Here is a 20522-nt window from a genome sequence, read left to right as displayed (position 1 = left end):
AGCGTCTGGCCCGGAACTATCGCACGGCGGCGCAGATCGGCGTCCGCCAGGGGGAGAAAACATGTTTGAACGGCTTTTCAAGCTGAGTGAGCACGGCACGTCCGTGCGCACCGAAGTGATCGCGGGTCTGACGACCTTCCTCACGATGTCCTATATCATCTTCGTCAACCCGGACATCCTGTCGACGACGGGCATGGACCGGGATGCCGTCTTCGTGGCGACCTGTCTTGCCGCGGCCCTCGGCTCGATGGTCATGGCGACCGTCGCCAACTGGCCGATCGGCATGGCCCCGGGCATGGGCCTCAACGCATTCTTCGCCTTCACCGTGGTGGCTGCGCTCGGCTTCACCTGGCAGCAGGCGCTCGGCGCGGTCTTCATTTCCGGCATCATCTTCGTCATCCTGACGGTGACGGGCGTGCGCAGCTGGCTGATCGCCGGCATCCCGCATTCGCTCCGCAGCGCGATCGCGGCCGGTATCGGCCTCTTCCTCGGCATCATCGCCCTGAAAAGCTCCGGCATCGTCGTCGACAACCCGGCGACGCTCGTCGGCCTCGGCGACCTGAAGCAGACCGGCCCGCTTCTCGCGATCCTCGGCTTCTTCGTCATCGCCGTGCTCGATTCGCTGCGCGTCAAGGGCGCCATCCTGATCGGCATCCTCGTCGTCACGGTCCTGTCCTGGATCTTCGGCGTCAGCGAGTTCCGTGGGCTCGTCTCGGCTCCGCCGTCGATCATGCCGACCTTCCTGCAGCTCGACATCATGGGCGCGCTGCATGGCGGCCTGCTGCACGTCATCCTCGTCTTCGTGCTCGTCGAGGTGTTCGACGCGACCGGCACGCTGATCGGCGTCGCCAAGCGCGCCAACCTCATCCAGGAGGGCAAGCCGAGCCGCCTCGGCCGCGCGCTGCTCGCCGACAGCACGGCGATCGTCGCCGGCTCGCTGATCGGCACGAGCAGCACCACGGCCTATGTCGAGAGCGCGTCCGGCGTCCAGGCCGGCGGCCGCACGGGCCTCACCGCCTTCGTCGTCGCCATCCTGTTCCTTGCCGCCCTGTTCATCTCGCCGCTCGCCGCCTCGGTGCCGAGCTATGCGACGGCCCCGGCCCTGCTCTACGTGGCAGGCCTGATGATGCGGGAACTGACGGAGATCGAATGGGAAGACCTGACGGAAGCGGCGCCGGCCGCGCTGACCGCGCTCGCCATGCCCTTCACCTATTCGATCGCCAACGGCCTTGCCTTCGGTTTCGTCAGCTACGTCGTGCTGAAGCTCTTCACCGGCAAGTGGAAGGACATCCATCCGGCAACGGCGATCGTCGCCCTCCTCTTCGTCATCCGCTTCGCCTTCTTCGCGGAATAGGGACGTCAGCCAAGGAGAGCGGGCCGCGCGATGAGCGCGGCCCGTCCGCGTTTCAGGATTTCGCGACGGCTTCGAGCCAGGCCTGCCATTTCGGCTCGCTCGCGCTCGCGGCCGCCGCGGCATCGGCACCGTAGAAGAAGCGGCAGAGGCTGAGCCGGACCGTTTCGCCCATGCGGTAAATGCCGAAGAGGCCGACGCCGGGCGCCTCGCCGTCGATGCGCATCAGGAGATAGCGCTGCTTCTCGTCCTGGCGCACCCGGACGACTTCGCCGAAGAAGGCTTCTCCGGCATCGACGGTCCAGTTCTCGCCGGCATCGGCCGTTTCGTGGCCAAGCCCTGCAAGCAGCTTGCGCCAGACGACGAGGTCCTCGCCCTTGGCATCCACCGAGAGCTGGAAGGAGGCGGCAGTCTCGCCGGCGTGACGGGTGAGGTAGAGCCGCAGCACTTCGATGAAGCCGGGCCAGCCGGATTCGAAGCCTTCCATCTGGTCGTCCCAATCGGCCGTGGAGCTGAAGAGGGAATGCACCATGCGCACGAGGCACTCGTCGCCGGAGCGGGCGACGATGGAGATTTCGGTGGCGATGGGCGGGGCGTTCTCCGCCCAGCCGGTCTCGACATAGCCGAAGCGGTGCGGCGGTTCCCATTGGGTCACGGTGCCGCCGGACGTGGCGCCCGGCATGAAATGGAAGGTGATCCGGCCGCCGATCTCCTCCTCGATCTCGGCGCGGGTGAACCAGGCGGTGTTGCCCGGTCCGGTGGCCATGGCCTGCCAGACCTCGTCCGGCGTGCCGGGCACCAGGAACTCCATTTCCACCCAGCGCTTGCCGCTTGCGTCAAATTTCGTCGGCATCGGTCTTCCTTTCCGTTTCCAAGGGTGCGGGATAGGCGGCGACCACCAGCCTGTGCGGCCGCCCGCCGGGAGCATGGTCGTCGTGATAGCGGGCCGCGAGCGCCGCGACCGCCTCGGCGAGGTCGGATGTGAAGGCGGCGCGGGCCGCGGGCGAGGAGAAGCGGATCGTCGTGTCGACCGACAGCGTCGCAAGCCGCTTGTCCGCCGCCCGCGCGCCGCGCCAGAGCGCACCGACCTCGCGCACGGTGCGGGCCGCGAGGGCGACCAGGTAGCTTGCGGAAAACCGGTCGCCGCTGACGGCCGGATCGGCGCCGACCGGCCCGAGCGCGGCGGGCGAGACCACGTAGGAGCGCGCCGTCGCCACCATCAGGCGCTCCGTGATGCCGCCCCATTGGCGTTCCTCGGCCTGTTCCACCAGCTTCTGCTCCTCGAGCGCCTTCAGATGGTAGTTGACCTTCTGGCGCGTCAGGCCCACCCGGCCGGCGAGCGCGGCCGCGGAGGAGGGAACCGAGAGTTCGGCAAGAAGCCGCGCCTTGATCGGGTCGAGGGCGAGCGCCGCCGCCGCCGGCGTGTCGATGATGTCGAGGTCGAGCATGCCTCAGGATTCCATTGACAAGAAATTTTGTTAAGGAAGGCGGAAAAGACCGGCCCGTGGAGGCGGGCCGGCGGATCCGCTGCCCGGCGGATCAGCGGATCAGGAAGGGCTCCGCATAAAAATGCTCTTCGAGGTTCACACCCTCGCCGCCGCGGTCGATCACGGCGAACTCGGAGACCGCATCGAGCGGGGTCAGGATGCCGTGCCAGACGTTGCGGCCGATGTTGACGCCCTGGCGGGGCGCGGTGCGGAAGGCGATCGGCTCGGCCGGGCCGTTTTCCGTCTCCTCGGCGACGACGACGAGGAACGGGCTGTCGCCGAGCGGAATGAAGGCCTGGCTGCCGAGCGGATGGCGCTCCACCATCTTCAGCTCCAGCGGCAGCTCATAGGGCTCGCCGCGCAAAAGGCTGATCATCGGCCGGGCCTTCTCGCCGGTCGTCTCGATATTGGCGAGGTCGTGGTAGCGAATGCACTTTCCCGCATTGATCGGGAAATTGTGCGCGCCGTCCTGCTCGATGACCTGGCCGAACGGCGCGAAGGCCTCCCTGGTCAGCGGTCTGATCTCGATGGTCTTCATGTCTTTCCTCCCTCGGCCCTCGGCCAGATGTCGAAACGGCGGGCATTGCCGTCCGGATGGATGGTGCGGCGGCGGCAGGGTGGGGAGGTCCCCTGCCGCGCCGAAGAGTATCACAGGCCGCTCAGGATGGCAGCAGGGTCTTCAGCCGCAGCAGCGCGATCCGCTCGACCTGCTTGCAGGCGGTGGCGAATTCGGTGTCGCGGTCGTTCGCGATTCGCGTCTCGAACGCGGAAAGGATGCTGGCCTTCGTGTTGTCCCGCACGGCGATGATGAACGGGAAGCCGAATTTCTTCACATAGCGTTCGTTGAGCTCGGTGAAGCGTGCGCGTTCCTCGTCCGTCAGCGCGTCGAGGCCGGCGGAGGCCTGTTCCTCGGTCGAGCTCGCCGTCAGGCGCTTTGCCTGCGCCAGCTTGCCGGCAAGGTCCGGGTGGGCGACGAGAACGCCGAGCCTCTGCTCGTCGCTTGCCGCGCGGAACTGGAAAGCCAGGGCGGCGGCAAGGCCGACCGCGGTGTCGTTGGCCGGCGAAAGCTCTTCGGCCCAGGCACGGCGGGCGATCCAGTCGGAATGCTCGAAAATGCCGCCGAAGCGCTCCACGAAATCGTCTTCCGTCATCTGCGAGGGACGCTCGGCGACGGGCTGCGGCGGATGGGCCTTTGCCCAGTGCTCGGCGATATCGACGCGCCGGGCGATCCAGACCTTCTCGCGGCTCTGCACGTAGTCGATGAATCGGGCGAGCGCCATGACGCGGCCCGGCCGGCCGATCAGCCGGCAGTGCAGGCCGATGCTCATCATCTTCGGGCTGCCCGCCTTGCCTTCCGCATAGAGCGCGTCGAAGGAATCCTTCAGGTAGCTGAAGAACTGGTCGCCGCTGTTGAACCCCTGGGGCGTCGCGAAGCGCATGTCGTTGGCGTCGAGCGTATAGGGGATGATGAGCTGCTGCCTGCCGGCATGCTCGTACCAGTAGGGCAGATCGTCCGCATAGGTGTCGGATATGTAGTCGAAGCCGCCGGCCTCCGTCACGAGGTCGACGGTGTTGACCGAACAGCGGCCCGTATACCAGCCGCGCGGACGCTCGCCGGTGACGAGCGTGTGCAGGCGGATCGCTTCAGCGATCGCGGCGCGCTCGTCCTCGGGCGCCATGTCCTTGTGCTCGATCCACTTGAGCCCGTGCGAGGCGATTTCCCAGCCGGCCTCCAGCATGGCGGCGACCTGGGCGGGCGAGCGCTTGAGCGCCGTCGCCACGCCGTAGACCGTGACGGGGACGTTCTTTTCCGTCAGCAGCCGGTGCAGGCGCCAGAAGCCGGCGCGCGCGCCGTATTCGTAGATCGATTCCATGTTCCAGTGGCGCTGGCCCGGCCATTGCGCGGCGCCGACGATTTCGGAGAGGAAGGCTTCCGATGCCGCATCGCCATGCAGCACGCAGTTCTCGCCGCCCTCCTCGTAGTTCAGCACGAATTGCACGGCGATGTGCGCATCGCCCGGCCAGGCGGCCTTGGGCGGCGTCGCGCCGTATCCGTGCATGTCGCGGCAATATCGCATGGTAACGCTCCTCCAAACGTCTCTGATGGCAGATGTCTAACCCGAAAACCGCGCACGCCATTCCCCCGGAAATTTTGAAAGTCTCGAACGATCCCGCTGCTTTTCAGGGGAAAGGGCCTGGCGGATAGTGGGAAGAGGAGCGCTGTGCACGGGAGGAAAACATGCAGTCTCATTCGCAAGGAGCCGGCAGGCTCACGACCCATGTGCTGGACACCGCACGCGGCAAGCCGGCCGAGGGCCTGCGCATCGATCTCTACCGGGTGGAGGGCGATACGCTTCACCACCTCAAGACCACTCGGACGAACGATGACGGTCGCTGCGACGCGCCGCTGCTTTCAGGCGAGGCCATGAAGGCAGGGACCTACGAGTTGCGCTTCCATGCCGGCGACTATCTCGGCCGTACGGCAGACGGCCCGCTGTTCCTCGACATCATTCCCATCCGCTTCGGCCTCGCGGACGAAAGCGCGCATTATCACGTGCCGCTGCTCGTCTCGCCCTTCAGCTATTCCACCTACCGCGGGAGCTAAGCCATGACGGCCGCAAAGATCCGCTCCGAACTGCGCTTCATCCTCAACGGTAAGGACGTTGCCCTTCGCGACGTCGCGCCGGACCACACGCTGCTCGACTGGCTGCGCCTTTCCCGCTCGCTCAAGGGCACCAAGGAAGGCTGCGCCGAAGGCGACTGCGGCGCCTGCACGGTGCTGGTGGGCCGCCTCACGCCGTCAGGCGGCATCGTCTACGAGGGCGTCAATGCCTGCATCCGTTTCCTCGGCTCGCTGGACGGCTGTCACGTGGTGACGGTCGAGCACCTTGCCGGCAGCGACGGGCGCCTTCATCCGGTGCAGCAGGCCATGGTGGATTACCACGGTTCGCAATGCGGCTTCTGCACGCCGGGTTTCGTCATGTCGCTCTATGCGCTGTGGATGCAGGCGCCGAACCCGAGCGACCGGGAGATCGAGACGGCGCTCCAGGGCAATCTCTGTCGCTGCACGGGCTACGAGCCCATCCTGCGCGCCGCCCGCGCCATCTCCAGCTATGGCGGCACGGACAAGGACCCGCTGCTTGCCGAACGCGGGACGATGATCGCGCGCCTGAAGGCGCTGCGCGACGGCGCGCGCGTCGAGATCGGCGAAGGCAGGCACCGGCTGGTCGTGCCGGCCGATCTCGCCGATTTCGCCGCCGTGCTGGAGGCTTCGCCCACCGCCACGGTCGTCGCCGGCTCCACCGACGTCGGCCTCTGGGTGACCAAGCACATGCGCGACATCGCGCCGGTTGTCTTCATCGCCGGGCTCGACGAATTGAAGTCCATTTCGGTGAAGGACGATACGGTCACGATCGGCGCCGGCGTCACCTACACCGAGGCGGTCGCCACGCTCTCGCAGCATATCCCGGCGCTCGGGCCGCTCATCGCCCGCATCGGCGGCCAGCAGGTGCGCAACATGGGCACGATCGGCGGAAACATCGCCAACGGCTCGCCGATCGGCGACACGCCCCCGGCGCTAATCGCGCTGGGCGCGACGCTCACCTTGCGCAAGGGCGCGGAACGGCGCACCATCCCGCTGGAAGACTTCTTCATCGCCTACGGCAAGCAGGATCGCCAGCCCGGCGAATTCGTGGAAGCCGTGCATGTGCCGGTGCCCGCGGCAAGCGAAAAGTTCGCGGTCTACAAGGTGACCAAGCGCCGCGACGAGGACATCACCGCAACGCTCGGCGCGTTCCGCCTCGCGCTGGCGACCGATGGCACGGTCGCAGGGATCACGATCGCCTATGGCGGCATGGCGGCGACGCCGAAGCGGGCCTTCGCGGTGGAAAGGGCGCTTCTCGGCCGGCCGTGGAACGAGGCGACGGTAGAAGTGGCAATGGAAAGATACGCCGAGGACTACACGCCGCTCACCGACATGCGCGCGACCGCGGAATACCGCGCGCTGGTGGCGAGGAACCTGCTCCTGCGGTTCTATATGGAAACGACATCCGGCGCGGCGCCCGTGCAGGTGTCCAGATACGAGGCTGCGTGAGCCATGAACAAGCATGTCCCCGATCTCAAGGCCGAGAAGATCATCGGCGGCGTCCATTCCAGCCCGCGCCACGACTCGGCGCACAAGCATGTCGCCGGCACCGCCGTCTATATCGACGACATCACCGAGCCCGCCGGGACGCTGCATGCCGGCCTCGGCCTGTCGGTCGTCGCGCACGGCATCGTGAAATCCATCGACCTTTCCGCCGTGCGCGCCGCGCCCGGCGTCGTCGATGTGCTGACGCACGAGGACGTGCCCGGCGTCAACGACATCTCGCCGTCCGGCATGAACGACGACCCGGTGCTCGCGGCCGGCAAGGTCGAATTCCACGGCCAGCCGATCTTCTGCGTTATCGCCGAGACCCGCGAGGAGGCCCGGCGCGCCGCGCGGCTGGCAAGGATCGAATACGAGGAACTGCCCGCCGACATCGACATCTGGGACCTCGACGTATCGACGCACCGCCAGGTCGTCACCCCGCTGACGCTGAAGCGCGGCGATGCGGCAGGGGCCCTCGAAAGCGCCCCGCGCCGCGTGAAGGGCCGCATGCGGCTCGGCGGGCAGGACCATTTCTACCTGGAAGGCCAGGTCTCGCTCGCCGTGCCCGGCGAGGACGACGAGGTCGTCGTCTACTGCTCGACCCAGGGCCCGAGCGAGACGCAGCACATGGTGGCCCATGCGCTCGGCGTGCCGAGCCATGCGGTGACGGTGGAAGTGCGTCGCATGGGCGGCGGCTTCGGCGGCAAGGAGACCCAGGCGAACCAGTGCGCCGCCATCGCCGCCATCGCCGCCAAGAAGCTGAAGCGCGCGGTGAAGGTCCGCCTCGACCGAGACGAGGACATGGTCGCCACCGGCAAGCGGCACGATTTCGCCATCGACTACGATGTCGGCTTCGACGATGAGGGCCGCATCCTCGCCGTGGACTACACCTTCGCGCTCAGGGCCGGCTTTTCGGCCGACCTTTCCGGACCGGTGGGCGACCGGGCGCTCTTCCACTGCGACAACGCCTATTTCTTCCCGCACGTCCATGCCCGGTCCGCGCCTCTCTACACCAACACGGTGTCCAACACGGCCTTCCGCGGCTTCGGCGGGCCGCAGGGCATGGTGGGCGCCGAGCGCGTCATCGACGAGGTCGCCTTCGCGGTCGGCAAGGACCCGCTCGAAATCCGCAAGCTGAACTTCTATGACGAGATGGGTGTCGAGGGCGAGCGCAACCTCACGCCCTACCACCAGAAGGTCGAGGATTGCATCATCCAGCGCATCGTCGCGGAGCTGGAGGAAAGCGCCGACTATGCCGGCCGCCGCAAGGCGATCGCGGCGTTCAACGCGAAGAGCCGCATCGTCAAGCGCGGCATCGCGCTGACGCCGGTGAAGTTCGGCATCTCCTTCACCAAGACGGAATCCAACCAGGCCGGCGCGCTGGTGCATGTCTACACGGACGGTTCCGTGCACATGAACCACGGCGGCACGGAGATGGGCCAGGGCCTGCACCTGAAGGTGGCGCAGGTGGTGGCGGAGGAGTTCCAGATCGACCTCGACCGGGTGAAGATCACCGCGACGACGACCGCCAAGGTGCCGAACACCTCGCCGACCGCCGCCTCCTCGGGCGCCGACCTCAACGGCATGGCGGCGCAGAATGCCGCGCGGCAGATCAAGGACCGGCTGATCGATTTCGCCGCCGAGAGCCATCAGGTGCCGCGCGACCAGGTGGTGTTCCTGCCGAACCGGGTGCGCATCGGCAATGCGGAAATCTCCTTCGACGAACTGGTCAAGCAGGCCTATATGGCCCGCGTCCAGCTTTCGGCCGCCGGCTTCTACAAGACGCCGAAGATCCATTGGGACCGGTCCAAGGGCCGCGGGCATGCCTTCTACTACTATGCCTACGGTGCGGCCTGCTCGGAGGTCTCCGTCGACACGCTGACCGGCGAATATGTCGTCGAGCGCACCGACATCCTGCACGATACCGGCCGTTCGCTGAACCGGATCATCGACATCGGCCAGGTCGAGGGCGGCTTCATCCAGGGCATGGGCTGGCTGACGACCGAGGAACTGTGGTGGGATGCCAAGGGCCGTCTCAGGACGCATGCGCCCTCCACCTACAAGATCCCGCTCGCCTCGGATCGCCCGAAGATCTTCAACGTGGCGCTGACCGACTGGTCGGAGGCCTACGAGCCGACGATCCACCGCTCCAAGGCGGTCGGCGAGCCGCCGCTGCCGCTCGGCCTTGCCGTGCTGCATGCGCTTTCGGACGCGGTGGCGAGCGTGGCGGACCACACGGTCTGCCCGCGCCTCGACGCGCCGGCCACGCCCGAGCGGGTGCTGATGGCCGTCGAGCGGCTGAAGGCCGGAAAGAAAGGGTAGAAAATGCCCGCCGCGCGCGAAGACATCCGGGATTTCCTGCGGCGCGAACCGGCGACGATCCTGGTCGAGGTGACGGGAGCCGCGGGCTCCACGCCGCGCGACACCGATGCCTGGATGCTGGTGTCGGAGCGGGCGATCTTCGCGACGATCGGCGGCGGGCAGCTGGAATACATGGCGATCGACCACGCGCGCCGGGCGCTGCGCTCCGGCCTTTCCGCCGAGCCGATGAACGTGCCGCTCGGGCCGGAGATCGGCCAGTGCTGCGGCGGCCGGGTCGGGCTTTCCTTCACGGCGATGGGACCGGCGCTCGTAAGGGACCTGGTTGCCCGCAGCGACCGGGAGATGGCGTTGCGGCCGCACGTCTATGTCTTCGGCGCCGGCCATGTCGGCGATGCGCTCGCCATGGCGCTCTCGCTCGCGCCGCTGCGCGTCGTGCTGGTCGACACCCGCGAGGACGAGCTCGTCGCCTGCACGGTGCCGCGCATAGAGACCTGCCTTACCGCCATGCCGGAGGCCGTGGTGCGCGATGCGCCGCCCGGCAGCAGCTTCGTCATCCTCACCCACGACCACGCGCTCGACTTCCTCATCGCCGCCGAAGCGCTGAGGCGCCCGGACGCCGCCTATGTCGGCATGATCGGCTCGAAGACGAAACGCGCCACCTTCCGCAACTGGCTGTCGCGTGAAACCGGCCGGGCGGACCTGTTCGAGAACCTCGTCTGCCCGATCGGCGGCACGGCCCTGAAGGACAAGCGCCCGGCCGTCATCGCGACGCTCGCCGCCGCCGAGATCATGACGGCGGCGCTGACGTGGCGGCCGCATCATCACGAAGCGGCGGCCGGCCGACGCTGATCAGCCCTCGGGCAACGCCTGCCACGGATCGAGGCAGGGCACGCCGAGCGGCCGGAAGTCGGCCAGGTTGCGCGTGACGAGAACCAGCCCGTGGGCCAGGGCAGTGGCTGCGATCATGGCATCCGCGCTTGGCCGCCGGTCCGCGGTCGGCAAGCGGCCGGCCAATGTTGCCGCTTGCGCATCGAAGGGAAGGATCCGGCCCTCGAAAGCCGGCAGAACCCGGGCGGAGAGCCAGCGGGAGAGATCGTCGGCAAAATCCGGATTGTGGGTCCGCTGCCGCTCTATGCCGAATTCAATCTCCATCAGCGTGACTGCGGAAAGATAGGCTGCCTCCGCATCGAAAGTCCTGAGAAACGTTTGAAATTCGACGGACTGGCGCTCGGGCCTGCGGGAGGCCGAGACGATGTTCGTATCCAGCAGCAAGGCCGTCAAAAGTCCGTGTCCCGACTCTCGAAGCCGGCCCGTTCCGGCAGGAAGTCATCGTCGAACCTGGAGCTCGGATCGCCGAGGGCGTCGTAGAGACTCTCGGATTTGCGCCAGTGATCCTTGAAGTCACTGTAGCGGACGAGCACGTAACTTGCCTCTCCATGCTCGGTGATGACGAGAGGGCCTGCGCTTGCCTCCTTCTTCGCCTTGCTCGGATTCTGATTGAAGACGGCGCTGGTCATATAGGCAAAGCGCATCGGCTGCCTCCGTATAGTACATTCCAAAAGAAACATACTATTTTTCGAGGTTCTGTTCAACCGGCCTGGATTCGACGCCGGCGGCAGGCTCCTCATCGAGCAGCTTGCCGATCAGCCGCTGACATCGCTCCGCCATGAAGTCGATCATCAGGCGGACCTTCGGGTCCTGGAAGCGCTTGTGCGGGTAGATCGCGGCGAGCTGGACGGGGGCGGGCGGGCTGTCCTTGAGGATCTCCACCAGCCGGCCCTCCTTGAGGTAGGCCTTCACCTCGAAGAGCGGCTTGTTGATGATGCCGCGGCCTTCCAGCGCCCATTGGGTGAGCACGTCGCCGTCGTCGCTGTCATAGGGGCCTGCGACCTCGAACTTGCGCAGGCCCTCCGGCGTCGCCAGCGTCCAGAAATATTCCTTCGAGCCGGGATAGCGCAGCAGCAGACAGTCGTGCTTGTCGGCAATCAGCGCATCGGCGTTCGCCGGCGTGCCGCGGCGGGCGAGATAATCGGGCGAGGCGCAGAGCACGCGCTCGCACTTGAGGATGCCGCGCATGCGCAGGTTGGAATCCTCAAGCACGCCGAGCTTGAAGGCGACGTCGACCCCCTCGGCCAGGATGTCGACATTGTGGTCGGACAGGCGCACGCGCACCTCGATATCCGGATACTTGTCGTGGAATTCCGGAATGCCCGAGGCGATGAGGCGCCGGCCGATGCCGAGCGGCGCGGTGATGCGCAGCGAGCCCTTCGGGTTGCGCGAGAGGTCGGCGATGGCCGCCTCCGCCTCGTTGACGGCCTCTATGATCTTCACCGCGCCGTCGTAGAAGACGCGGCCGTGCTCGGTCGGCGAGAGCTTGCGCGTCGTGCGGTTGAAGAGCCGCACGCCGAGATGGCGCTCCAGCTCCTTGATGCGATTGCTGGCCACCGCGGGCGTGACGCGCTGGTCGCGCCCCGCCGCCGAAAGGGTACCGAGTTCGACCACGCGAACGAAGACGCGCACATTATCGAGATAGGACATGGTCCTTTCTACCATATTGGCGTGCGGAGCAAAGTGGGCGCCATCTTTTAGTTTTTTTTGAAAGTGTTGGGGATTTGCCGGGATTTTCGGGAAAATCGCGCGATGGCAAACAGTCCGGTGAAGATCGGGAGGAGGTCCCCATGTACGAATACGCCATTGCCTGGGACTGGATAACGTTCGCCGTCCGCTGGCTCCACGTGATCACGGCGATCGCCTGGATCGGCTCGTCGTTCTATTTCGTCGCGCTCGACCTGGGCCTGAAGAAGCATCCCGCGCTGCCGCCGGGCGCGCACGGCGAGGAGTGGCAGGTCCACGGCGGCGGCTTCTACCATATCCAGAAGTACCTCGTGGCGCCGGCCAACATGCCCGAGCACCTCGTCTGGTTCAAATGGGAGAGCTACGTCACCTGGCTTTCCGGCTTCGGCATGCTCTGTCTGGTCTATTATGCCGGCGCGGACCTCTACCTGATCGATCCGAACGTGCTCGACGTCTCAAAGCCCGTGGCGATCGCCATCTCGCTGGGCTCGCTCGCGCTCGGCTGGATCCTCTACGACCTCATCTGCAAGTCGCCCTTCGGCAACGACAACACGAGGCTGATGGTGGCGCTCTATTTCATCCTCGTCGCCGTCGCCTGGGGGTATACGCAGCTCTTCACCGGCAGGGCCGCCTTCCTGCACCTTGGCGCCTTCACGGCGACGATCATGTCGGCCAACGTCTTCTTCATCATCATCCCGAACCAGAAGATCGTCGTCGCCGACCTCATCGCCGGCCGCACGCCCGATCCGAAATACGGCAAGATCGCCAAGCAGCGCTCCACGCACAACAACTACCTGACGCTGCCGGTGCTGTTCCTGATGCTGTCGAACCACTATCCGCTGGCCTTCGGCACCGAGTTCAACTGGATCATCGCCTCGCTGGTCTTCCTGATGGGCGTGACGATCCGCCACTACTTCAACACCACCCACGCCAATGCCGGCAACCCGACCTGGACGTGGCTGGCGACCGCGCTGCTCTTCGTCATCATCATGTGGCTCTCCACGGTGCCGAAGGTGCTGACGGGCGAAGCGGCCGATGCGAAGGTCTCGGCGGCCCAGCAGCCTTTCGTGACGGCCGAGGCCTTTCCGAAGGTGCGCGATACGGTGCTCGGCCGCTGCGCCATGTGCCACGCGAAGGAACCGGGCTGGGAGGGCATCATCGTGCCGCCGAAGGGCGTTGTGCTGGAAACGGACGGCGAGATCGCCGCCCATGCCCGCGAGATCTATCTCCAGGCGGGCCGTTCGCACGCCATGCCGCCCGCCAACGTCACGCAGATTTCCGACGAGGAGCGCCGCCTCATCGTCGCCTGGTATGAAAGCGCCGTCAGCGGGGAGAAGACGCAATGAGCGAGATGCTGATCCGCGGCCGCGTGCTGACCTTCCTTGCCGAGCCGCAGGGCATCGACGATACGGCCGCCTGGCGCTATTTCGAGGACGGCGCCGTCTTCGTGCGCGGCGGCAAGATCGTCGAGACCGGCGACTATGCGGATATCCGCAAGCTGGCCGGCGCCGAAGCCGAGGTGGCCGATCACCGCCCGCACCTCGTCCTGCCCGGCCTTATCGATACCCACCTGCATTTCCCGCAGACGCAGGCCATCGCCTCCTACGGCGCGCAGCTTCTCGAATGGCTGAACACCTATATCTTCGTCGAGGAACAGAAGTTTTCGCGCCCCGCCCATGCGGCTGCGGTCGCCGAGCGCTTCATGGACGAACTGCTGTCGAACGGCACGACGACGGCGGTCGCCTATTGCTCGGTGCATCCGGAGAGCGTCGACGCCTATTTTTCGGCGGCGGAAGCCCGCGGCATGCGCATGATCGGCGGCAAGGTGATGATGGACCGCAACGCGCCGGACGCGCTGCGCGACACGCCGCAGCAGGGCTATGACGAGACCAGCGCGCTCATCGCCAAGTGGCACGGCCGCGGCCGCGCGCATTACGCGATCAGCCCGCGCTTCGCCATCACCTCGACGCCGGGGCAGATGGAGATGAGCCAGGCGCTCGTCGCAGAACATCCTTCCTGCTACGTCCAGACGCATCTTTCGGAGAACCGCGACGAGATCGCCTTCGCCACCTCGCTCTATCCGGAGGCGAAGGACTATACGGACATCTATGCCCGCTACGGCCTGCTGAACGAGCGCATGCTGCTCGGCCATTGCATCCACTTGAGCGACCGGGAGGTTTCGGTGCTCGCCGAGACCGGCGCCGTCGGCGTCTTCTGCCCGACCTCGAACCTCTTCCTCGGCTCGGGCCTGTTCGACCGCGACCGGTTCGACCGGCTCGGTGCACGCTGGTCGGTGGCGACCGACGTCGGCGCCGGCACCAGCTTCTCCATGCTCGAGACGATGGACGAGGCCTACAAGGTGCTGCACCTGCAGGGCCAGCGGCTGACGCCGTTCAACGCCTTCTACCGCATGACGCTCGGCAATGCCCGCGCGCTTGGGCTGGAACGGCATATCGGCTCGCTCCACGCCGGGGCGGACGCGGACATCGTCGTGCTCGATTCTTCCGCCAAGTCGGCGATGGAATACCGCATGCGCACGGCCACCTCGCTCGCCGAGGAGCTGTTTATCCTGCAAACCATGGGCGACGACCGCTGCGTCGCAGAGGTCTACGTCGCCGGCAAGGCGATGAAGACGAAGGGCAAGGCAGGCGTGGCGAAGGAGCGCGTGCCTGAGACCGCCTGACGGCGGTGCCCACGCCTATCGCACCCGCCCGCCCATCGCCTTCGTCAAGCCCTCCGCCGCAGCCCGGACGACCGGGCCGAAGGCGTCGACCTTCTCGTCGGGCAGGCGCACCGCCGGCCCGGAAACGGAAATGCCGGCGACCGCCTCGCCGTATTCGTCGAAGATCGGCGCCGCCACGCAGCGCATGCCGAGCGTGTGCTCCTCGTCGTCGATCGACCAGCCGCGGGCGCGGATTTTCGCGATATCCGCCAGAAGCGTGGGGATCGTGTCGCGGGTCCGGTCGGTGAAATGCTGGAGTGTGCGGCCGGAAAGCAGCGCCTCGATGCGGGCGTCCGGCCAGGTCGAAAGGATCGCCTTGCCGATGCCCGAGGCATGGATCGGCCCGCGCCGGCCGGGGCGGAAGAAGGCGCGCATCGGCGCATGGCTTTCCACCTGAGAGATGAACACCACGTCGCCGTCGTCCTCGATGGCGATGTTGGCGGTCTCGCCGCAGCCTTCCATCAATTGCTTGAGGAACGGCCGGCTGATCGTGCCGAGCTTGCGGAAGCGCAGGTAGGCGGTGCCGATCTCGAAGGCTTTCACGCCGATCGTCCAGGCGCCGGTCTCCCCGTCGTGGGTCACCATGCCGTGCTGGGCGAGCGAGGTGAGCAGGCGGTGCACGGTGGAGGGCGCCATGCCGGACTGGTCGGCAAGGTCGGTCAGCGCCGCGCCGTCCGCCTCGGCCACCAGCTCCAGAAGCTTGAGGCTGCGGTCCAGCACCTGCACGGAGGAGGGCGCGGCGTTTTCCGCCGGCTTGCGGCCTGGCCTGCCCCGCGTCTTCTCCTGATGCTCCGCCATGCTGCCTTCTCCTTTGCTGCTCCGTCCATGACATAGCCGCCCCGTGTCGATTGTTCCAGATTCGTTGAAAATGTTTATTTCCATATGATGAGATTGATTTCCATTTTATGATTGCGCGTGGGAATGGATGCGCTACCTTCCGTTTCGAGAGACGGAGGAAACCCCATGGCGAAAATGCGTGCTGTCGATGCCGCGGTGCTGGTTCTGGAGAAGGAGGGCGTCGAATGCGCCTTCGGCGTTCCGGGCGCCGCGATCAATCCCCTCTATTCGGCGCTGAAGGCGCGCGGCTCGATCCGCCACGTGCTTGCCCGCCACGTCGAGGGCGCAAGCCACATGGCCGAGGGCTATACCCGCGCCCGCGCCGGCAATATCGGCGTGTGCATCGGCACGTCCGGCCCCGCCGGCACGGACATGATCACCGGCCTCTACTCGGCCTCGGCCGATTCGATCCCGATCCTCTGCATCACCGGCCAGGCGCCGCGCGCCCGCCTCGACAAGGAGGATTTCCAGGCGGTCGACATCGCCAAGATCGCGGCGCCCGTCACCAAATGGGCCGTCACCGTCATGGAGCCGGCGCTGGTTCCCTATGTCTTCCAGAAGGCGTTCCACACCATGCGCTCCGGCCGTCCGGGCCCGGTGCTGATCGACCTGCCGATCGACGTCCAGCTCGCCGAGATCGAGTTCGACATCGATACCTATGCCCCGCTTGAGCCCTACAAGCCGGCCGCCACGCGCGCCCAGGCGGAGAAGGCCCTCGCCATGCTGAACGCGGCCGAGCGCCCGCTGATCGTCGCCGGCGGCGGCATCATCAATGCCGATGCCTCGGACCTGCTCGTCGAATTCGCCGAGATCACCGGCGTCCCGGTCATCCCGACGCTGATGGGCTGGGGCGCGATCCCCGACGACCATCCGCTGATGGCCGGCATGTGCGGCCTGCAGACCTCGCACCGCTACGGCAATGCGACGATGCTCGCCTCCGACTTCGTGTTCGGCATCGGCAACCGCTGGGCCAACCGCCACACCGGCAACGTCGCGACCTATACGGAAGGCCGCACCTTCGTCCATGTCGATATCGAGCCGACCCAGATCGGCCGCGTCTTCGCCCCGGATTTCGGCATCGTCTCGGATGCCGGCGCGGCGCTGAAGCTCTTCCTCGACGTCGCGACGGAATGGAAGGTCGCCGGCAAGCTGCGCGACTGGTCCGCCTGGGCCGACGAATGCCGCGAGCGCAAGCGCACCATGCTGCGCAAAACCCATTTCGACCAGACGCCGCTGAAGCCCCAGCGCGTCTACGAGGAGATGAACAAGGCGTTCGGCCGCGACACCTGCTACGTATCGACCATCGGCCTCAGCCAGATCGCCGGCGCGCAGTTCCTGCACGTCTACAAGCCGCGCAACTGGATCAACTGCGGCCAGGCAGGCCCCCTCGGCTGGACGCTGCCCGCCGCGCTCGGCGTGCGCGCCGCCGATCCGGACCGCCCGATCGTCGCGCTCTCCGGCGACTACGACTTCCAGTTCCTCATCGAGGAGCTTGCGGTCGGCGCCCAGCACAAGCTGCCCTACCTGCATGTGGTCGTGAACAATTCCTATCTCGGCCTCATCCGCCAGGCCCAGCGCGGCTTCAACATGGACTTCGAGGTCTCCCTCGCCTTTGACAACATCAATGCGTCGGGGGATTCGGAAGCCGGCTACGGCGTCGACCACGTGGCGGTCGCCGAGGGACTCGGCTGCAAGGCGATCCGCGTCCGCAGCCCGAACGAGTTCCAGGAAGCCTTCAACACGGCCGAGAAGCTGATGAAGGAGCACCAGGTCCCGGTCGTCATCGAGTTCATCCTGGAGCGCGTCACCAACATCGCCATGGGCACCGACATCGACGCCGTCGTCGAGTTCGAGGAACTGGCCGAGCGCGGCGAGGACGCCCCGACGGCAACGCTCGCGGCCCTGCTGGACTGAGTGGAATTGGAGGAGAAGACCATGCCGAGATTTGCGGCCAACCTGACCATGCTCTTCAACGAGGTGCCGTTCCTCGAGCGCTTCGCGCTGGCCGCCAAGGCCGGCTTCGAAGGGGTCGAATACCTCTTCCCCTATGATTTCGACAAGGAGGCGCTGCGCGCCGCGCTCGACCTCCACGGCCTGACGCAGGTGCTGCACAACCTGCCGGCCGGCAACTGGGCCGGCGGCGAGCGCGGCATCGCCATCCTGCCGGATCGCGTCGACGAGTTCCGCCGCGGCGTGGCCTCCGCCATCGACTATGCGACGGCGCTCGGCTGCAGGCAGGTCAACTGCCTTGCCGGCATCGCGCCGGTCGGCGTCTCCGACGACGTGCTGCGGACCACCTTCGTCGCGAACCTGAAGCTCGCGGCAGCCGAGCTCGGCAAGCATGGAATCCGGCTTCTGATCGAGCCGATCAACCGCTTCGACATTCCCGGCTTCTACCTGAACACGCCGGACCAGGCAGCCTCGATCATCGCGGAGACGGGCAGCCACAACCTGTTCATCCAGTACGACCTCTACCACCAGCAGCGCACCGGGGGCGAGCTGGTCGGCACCTTCAGGAAGCACCAGGCAAAGATCGCCCATGTGCAGCTTGCCGACAATCCCGGCCGGGGCGAGCCGGGCACCGGCGAGATCGCCTGGCCCTTCGTGTTCGAGACGCTCGATGCCCTCGGCTACGACGGCTGGATCGGCTGCGAATACAAGCCGCGCGCGACCACCGAGGAAGGCCTCGGCTGGCTCGCCGAAGTCGGCCGCTGAAACACAACAGTTTTGAGATTGGGAGTTGGATCATGGCAAATATCGGTTTCATCGGCCTCGGCATCATGGGAACGCCCATGGCGCGCCACCTGCAGGACGCGGGCCATACGGTCATCACCTCGAAGTTCTCCGTCCCTCCGCGCCAGGAGCTTCTCGACAACGGCCTGAAGATCGTCGACAGCCCGAAGGCGCTCGCCGAGACCGTCGACACGATCATCCTGATGCTGCCGGACACCCCGGAGGTGAAGGACGTGCTCTTCGGCGAGAACGGCGTCTCCTACGGCCTTTCCGCCGGCAAGCTCGTCATCGACATGAGCTCGATCTCGCCGATCGAGACGAAGGAATTCGCCAAGAAGGTGCGCGAGACCGGCGCCGAATATGTCGACGCCCCCGTTTCCGGCGGCGAGGTCGGCGCCAAGAACGCCTCGCTCTCCATCATGGCGGGCGGCTCGCAGGAGAGTTTCGACCGGGCGCTGCCGCTCTTCCGGCTGATGGGCAAGAACATCACGCTCGTCGGCGATTGCGGCGACGGGCAGGTCACCAAGGTCGCAAACCAGATCATCGTGGCGCTGACCATCGAGGCGGTGTCCGAGGCGCTCGTCTTCGCCTCCAAGGCCGGTGCCGATCCGGCGCGCGTGCGCGCGGCGCTGATGGGCGGCTTTGCCTCCTCGCGCATCCTCGAGGTGCACGGCGAGCGCATGGTCAAGCGCACCTTCGATCCGGGCTTCCGCATCTCGCTGCACCAGAAGGACCTCAACCTCGCGCTGCAGGGTGCCAAGGCGCTCGGTGTCTCGCTGCCCAACACCGCCTCCACGCAGGAGCTCTTCAACCAGTGCGCCGCCCATGGCGAGGCGGGCCTCGACCACTCCGGTCTCGTCAAGGCGCTGGAGCGCATGGCGAACCACGCCGTCGCATGACGGCCTGGCCGGGCGGGGAGGGGAGCCCCGCCCGGCCACCCTTTCTGGAGGAGGAGAAGCAGCCCCTCATCCCGCCGCGCCGTTTCCCATCCGGGCAGAAGGCGCTGGCAGGCGGATGAGGGGCTGTGCTTAATAGAGCATCCGCATGACCCGGAGGAACCGCATGCCGTCCATCGCCGATCCGCGCGCCTTTCTCGAATCGCTGTTTTCCGCCGCGGTGGCCGCCGCCGACCCGGAGAAGGTGCTGGCCGCCAACCTGCCGGAAAAGCCGAAGGGCCGCACGGTGGTGATCGGCGCCGGCAAGGGCGCGGCGCAGATGGCGCGCGCCTTCGAACGCCTGTGGGATGCGCCGCTTTCCGGCGTCGTCGTCACGCGCTACGGTTATGCCGTTGCCTGCGAGCGCATCGAGGTCCTGGAAGCCGCCCATCCGGTGCCGGATGAAAGCGGGCTTCTTGCTTCAGGCCGGCTGATGGCTGCCGTCCGGGACCTCACCGAGGACGACCTCGTCGTCGCGCTTGTCTGCGGCGGCGGCTCGGCGCTCCTGCCGGCGCCTGCCGGCGACCTGACGTTCGCCGACGAGATCGCCGTCAACGAGGCCCTGCTCGCCTCCGGCGCGCCGATCAGCGCCATGAACGCGGTGCGCAAGCAGGTCTCGCGCATCAAGGGCGGCCGGCTCGCCGCGCTGGCTCATCCCGCCCGCGTCGTCTCGCTCGTGGTTTCCGATATCCCGGGCGACAATCCTGCGCTCGTCGCGTCCGGCCCGACGATCGCCGACGCGACGACCCGCACGGATGCGCTGCGCCTCATCGAGCGCTATCGCCTGGACCTGCCCGAAGCCGTCATGCGCCATATCCGGGACGGCAAGGACGAACCGCCTCTGCCTTCCGATGCACGCTTCGCCCGCAACGAGGTGAAACTTGTCGCTTCCGCCGCCGTCTCGCTGGAGGCTGCCGCCGCTGCCGCGAAGAAGGCCGGCGTCGAGGCCGCCATCCTGTCCGACGCCATAGAGGGAGAGGCTTCGGAAGTCGGCCGCGTCCACGCCGCCATCGCCGCCGAAGTCGTCCGCCGCGACCGGCCTTTCAAGAAGCCCGTCGTCATCCTCTCCGGAGGTGAAACGACCGTGACGATCAGGGGCAGGGGCAGGGGCGGCCGCAACGGCGAATTCCTGCTGTCCTTCGCCTGCGCCACGGACGGCCTCGAAGGCCTTTGCGCCCTCGCCGCCGATACGGACGGCATCGACGGTTCGGAAGACAATGCCGGTGCCTTCGCCGACGGCACCACCGTCGCGCGCCTTGCCGACGCCGGCAAGGACGCCGCCGAGTTCCTGGCCCGCAATGACAGCTGGTCGGCCTTCGACGCCCTCGGCGACCTCTTCGTGCCCGGCCCGACCGGCACGAACGTCAACGATTTCCGGGCGATTCTGATCGAGTAGCGCCCATAGTCGTCCAGCGCTCGGACGGCAGGCACG

Annotated in this window: 19 protein-coding genes; 11 read left to right on the top strand and 8 right to left on the bottom strand. The window is 66.9% G+C overall.

All coding sequences use genetic code 11. The features are described 5' to 3' along the window. Positions 1–61 precede the first annotated feature (61 nt). Entirely contained in the window at positions 62–1354 is a 1293-nt protein-coding gene (locus ACIIOY_RS09845) for an NCS2 family permease (RefSeq protein ID WP_411034473.1), read from the top strand. Between the two features lie 52 nt (positions 1355–1406). Here the strand turns inward: ACIIOY_RS09845 and ACIIOY_RS09840 are convergent, their stop codons facing one another. From ACIIOY_RS09840 to puuE, 4 genes are all read right to left on the bottom strand, one after another. Beyond that, complete coding sequence (locus ACIIOY_RS09840; RefSeq protein ID WP_411034472.1) at positions 1407–2204, bottom strand: SRPBCC family protein; 798 nt, start codon at positions 2202–2204, stop codon at positions 1407–1409. After that, entirely contained in the window at positions 2188–2799 is a 612-nt protein-coding gene (locus ACIIOY_RS09835; protein WP_411034471.1) for a helix-turn-helix domain-containing protein, read from the bottom strand. The genes ACIIOY_RS09840 and ACIIOY_RS09835 overlap by 17 nt, the downstream gene beginning before the upstream one ends. A 91-nt stretch (positions 2800–2890) precedes the next feature. After that, entirely contained in the window at positions 2891–3376 is a 486-nt protein-coding gene (locus ACIIOY_RS09830) for an ureidoglycolate lyase (protein ID WP_411034470.1), read from the bottom strand. A gap of 121 nt (positions 3377–3497) precedes the next feature. Beyond that, complete coding sequence (gene puuE, locus ACIIOY_RS09825) at positions 3498–4916, bottom strand: allantoinase PuuE (protein ID WP_411034469.1); 1419 nt, start codon at positions 4914–4916, stop codon at positions 3498–3500. 161 nt (positions 4917–5077) lie between these two features. On the opposite strand from puuE, the gene uraH reads away from it, so the two are divergent. Genes uraH through xdhC form a run of 4 tightly spaced genes read left to right on the top strand, consistent with a single transcriptional unit; the run spans position 5078 to position 10138 of the window. Further along, positions 5078–5443 (top strand): hydroxyisourate hydrolase, encoded by a 366-nt coding sequence (gene uraH / locus ACIIOY_RS09820; RefSeq protein WP_411034468.1) that lies wholly within the window; start codon positions 5078–5080, stop codon positions 5441–5443. A gap of 3 nt (positions 5444–5446) precedes the next feature. Then, complete coding sequence (gene xdhA / locus ACIIOY_RS09815) at positions 5447–6931, top strand: xanthine dehydrogenase small subunit (RefSeq protein WP_411034467.1); 1485 nt, start codon at positions 5447–5449, stop codon at positions 6929–6931. Between the two features lie 3 nt (positions 6932–6934). After that, positions 6935–9289 (top strand): xanthine dehydrogenase molybdopterin binding subunit, encoded by a 2355-nt coding sequence (gene xdhB / locus ACIIOY_RS09810; protein WP_411034466.1) that lies wholly within the window; start codon positions 6935–6937, stop codon positions 9287–9289. A gap of 3 nt (positions 9290–9292) precedes the next feature. Beyond that, positions 9293–10138, top strand: a complete 846-nt coding sequence (gene xdhC, locus ACIIOY_RS09805; protein ID WP_411034465.1) for a xanthine dehydrogenase accessory protein XdhC — start codon at positions 9293–9295, stop codon at positions 10136–10138. Here xdhC and ACIIOY_RS09800 read toward each other — a convergent pair whose 3' ends face one another. The 3 genes from ACIIOY_RS09800 to ACIIOY_RS09790 are packed head-to-tail and all read right to left on the bottom strand — an operon-like array spanning position 10139 to position 11827. Beyond that, complete coding sequence (locus tag ACIIOY_RS09800) at positions 10139–10570, bottom strand: type II toxin-antitoxin system VapC family toxin (RefSeq protein WP_411034464.1); 432 nt, start codon at positions 10568–10570, stop codon at positions 10139–10141. Then, entirely contained in the window at positions 10567–10821 is a 255-nt protein-coding gene (locus ACIIOY_RS09795) for a type II toxin-antitoxin system Phd/YefM family antitoxin (RefSeq protein ID WP_411034463.1), read from the bottom strand. Before ACIIOY_RS09795 ends, ACIIOY_RS09800 begins: the two co-directional genes overlap by 4 nt. 37 nt (positions 10822–10858) lie before the next feature. Next, the gene (locus ACIIOY_RS09790) at positions 10859–11827 is read right to left on the bottom strand and encodes a LysR family transcriptional regulator (protein ID WP_411034462.1); all 969 of its coding nucleotides are present in this window, start codon (positions 11825–11827) and stop codon (positions 10859–10861) included. Between the two features lie 140 nt (positions 11828–11967). Between ACIIOY_RS09790 and ACIIOY_RS09785 the strand changes: the two genes are divergently transcribed. Together ACIIOY_RS09785 and guaD are read left to right on the top strand one after the other, a co-directional pair. Then, positions 11968–13209 carry a urate hydroxylase PuuD gene (locus ACIIOY_RS09785; RefSeq protein ID WP_411034461.1) on the top strand — a complete coding sequence of 414 codons (1242 nt, stop codon included), beginning with the start codon at positions 11968–11970 and terminating at the stop codon, positions 13207–13209. Then, positions 13206–14546 (top strand): guanine deaminase, encoded by a 1341-nt coding sequence (gene guaD, locus ACIIOY_RS09780; protein WP_411034460.1) that lies wholly within the window; start codon positions 13206–13208, stop codon positions 14544–14546. The genes ACIIOY_RS09785 and guaD overlap by 4 nt, the downstream gene beginning before the upstream one ends. A 15-nt stretch (positions 14547–14561) precedes the next feature. On the opposite strand, the gene bhcR is transcribed toward guaD, so the two are convergent. Next, a complete protein-coding gene (gene bhcR, locus ACIIOY_RS09775; protein WP_411034459.1) occupies positions 14562–15383 on the bottom strand; it encodes an HTH-type transcriptional regulator BhcR in 822 nt (273 codons plus the stop codon). 165 nt (positions 15384–15548) lie between these two features. Between bhcR and gcl the strand changes: the two genes are divergently transcribed. The 4 genes from gcl (at position 15549) to ACIIOY_RS09755 (ending at position 20486) form a co-directional block, all read left to right on the top strand. Next, positions 15549–17336 (top strand): glyoxylate carboligase, encoded by a 1788-nt coding sequence (gcl, locus tag ACIIOY_RS09770; RefSeq protein ID WP_411034458.1) that lies wholly within the window; start codon positions 15549–15551, stop codon positions 17334–17336. Positions 17337–17357: 21 nt separating this feature from the next. After that, entirely contained in the window at positions 17358–18137 is a 780-nt protein-coding gene (hyi, locus tag ACIIOY_RS09765; protein WP_411034457.1) for a hydroxypyruvate isomerase, read from the top strand. 32 nt (positions 18138–18169) lie between these two features. Beyond that, positions 18170–19054, top strand: coding sequence for a 2-hydroxy-3-oxopropionate reductase (locus tag ACIIOY_RS09760; protein ID WP_411034456.1), 885 nt, complete (start codon positions 18170–18172; stop codon positions 19052–19054). A 163-nt stretch (positions 19055–19217) separates the two neighbouring features. After that, positions 19218–20486, top strand: a complete 1269-nt coding sequence (locus tag ACIIOY_RS09755) for a glycerate kinase type-2 family protein (RefSeq protein WP_411034455.1) — start codon at positions 19218–19220, stop codon at positions 20484–20486. Positions 20487–20522: the final 36 nt, after the last annotated feature.

This window comes from Shinella agrisoli, assembly GCF_046557955.1.
GTDB lineage: Bacteria > Pseudomonadota > Alphaproteobacteria > Rhizobiales > Rhizobiaceae > Shinella.
This window is presented reverse-complemented; position numbering and strand designations above follow the sequence as displayed.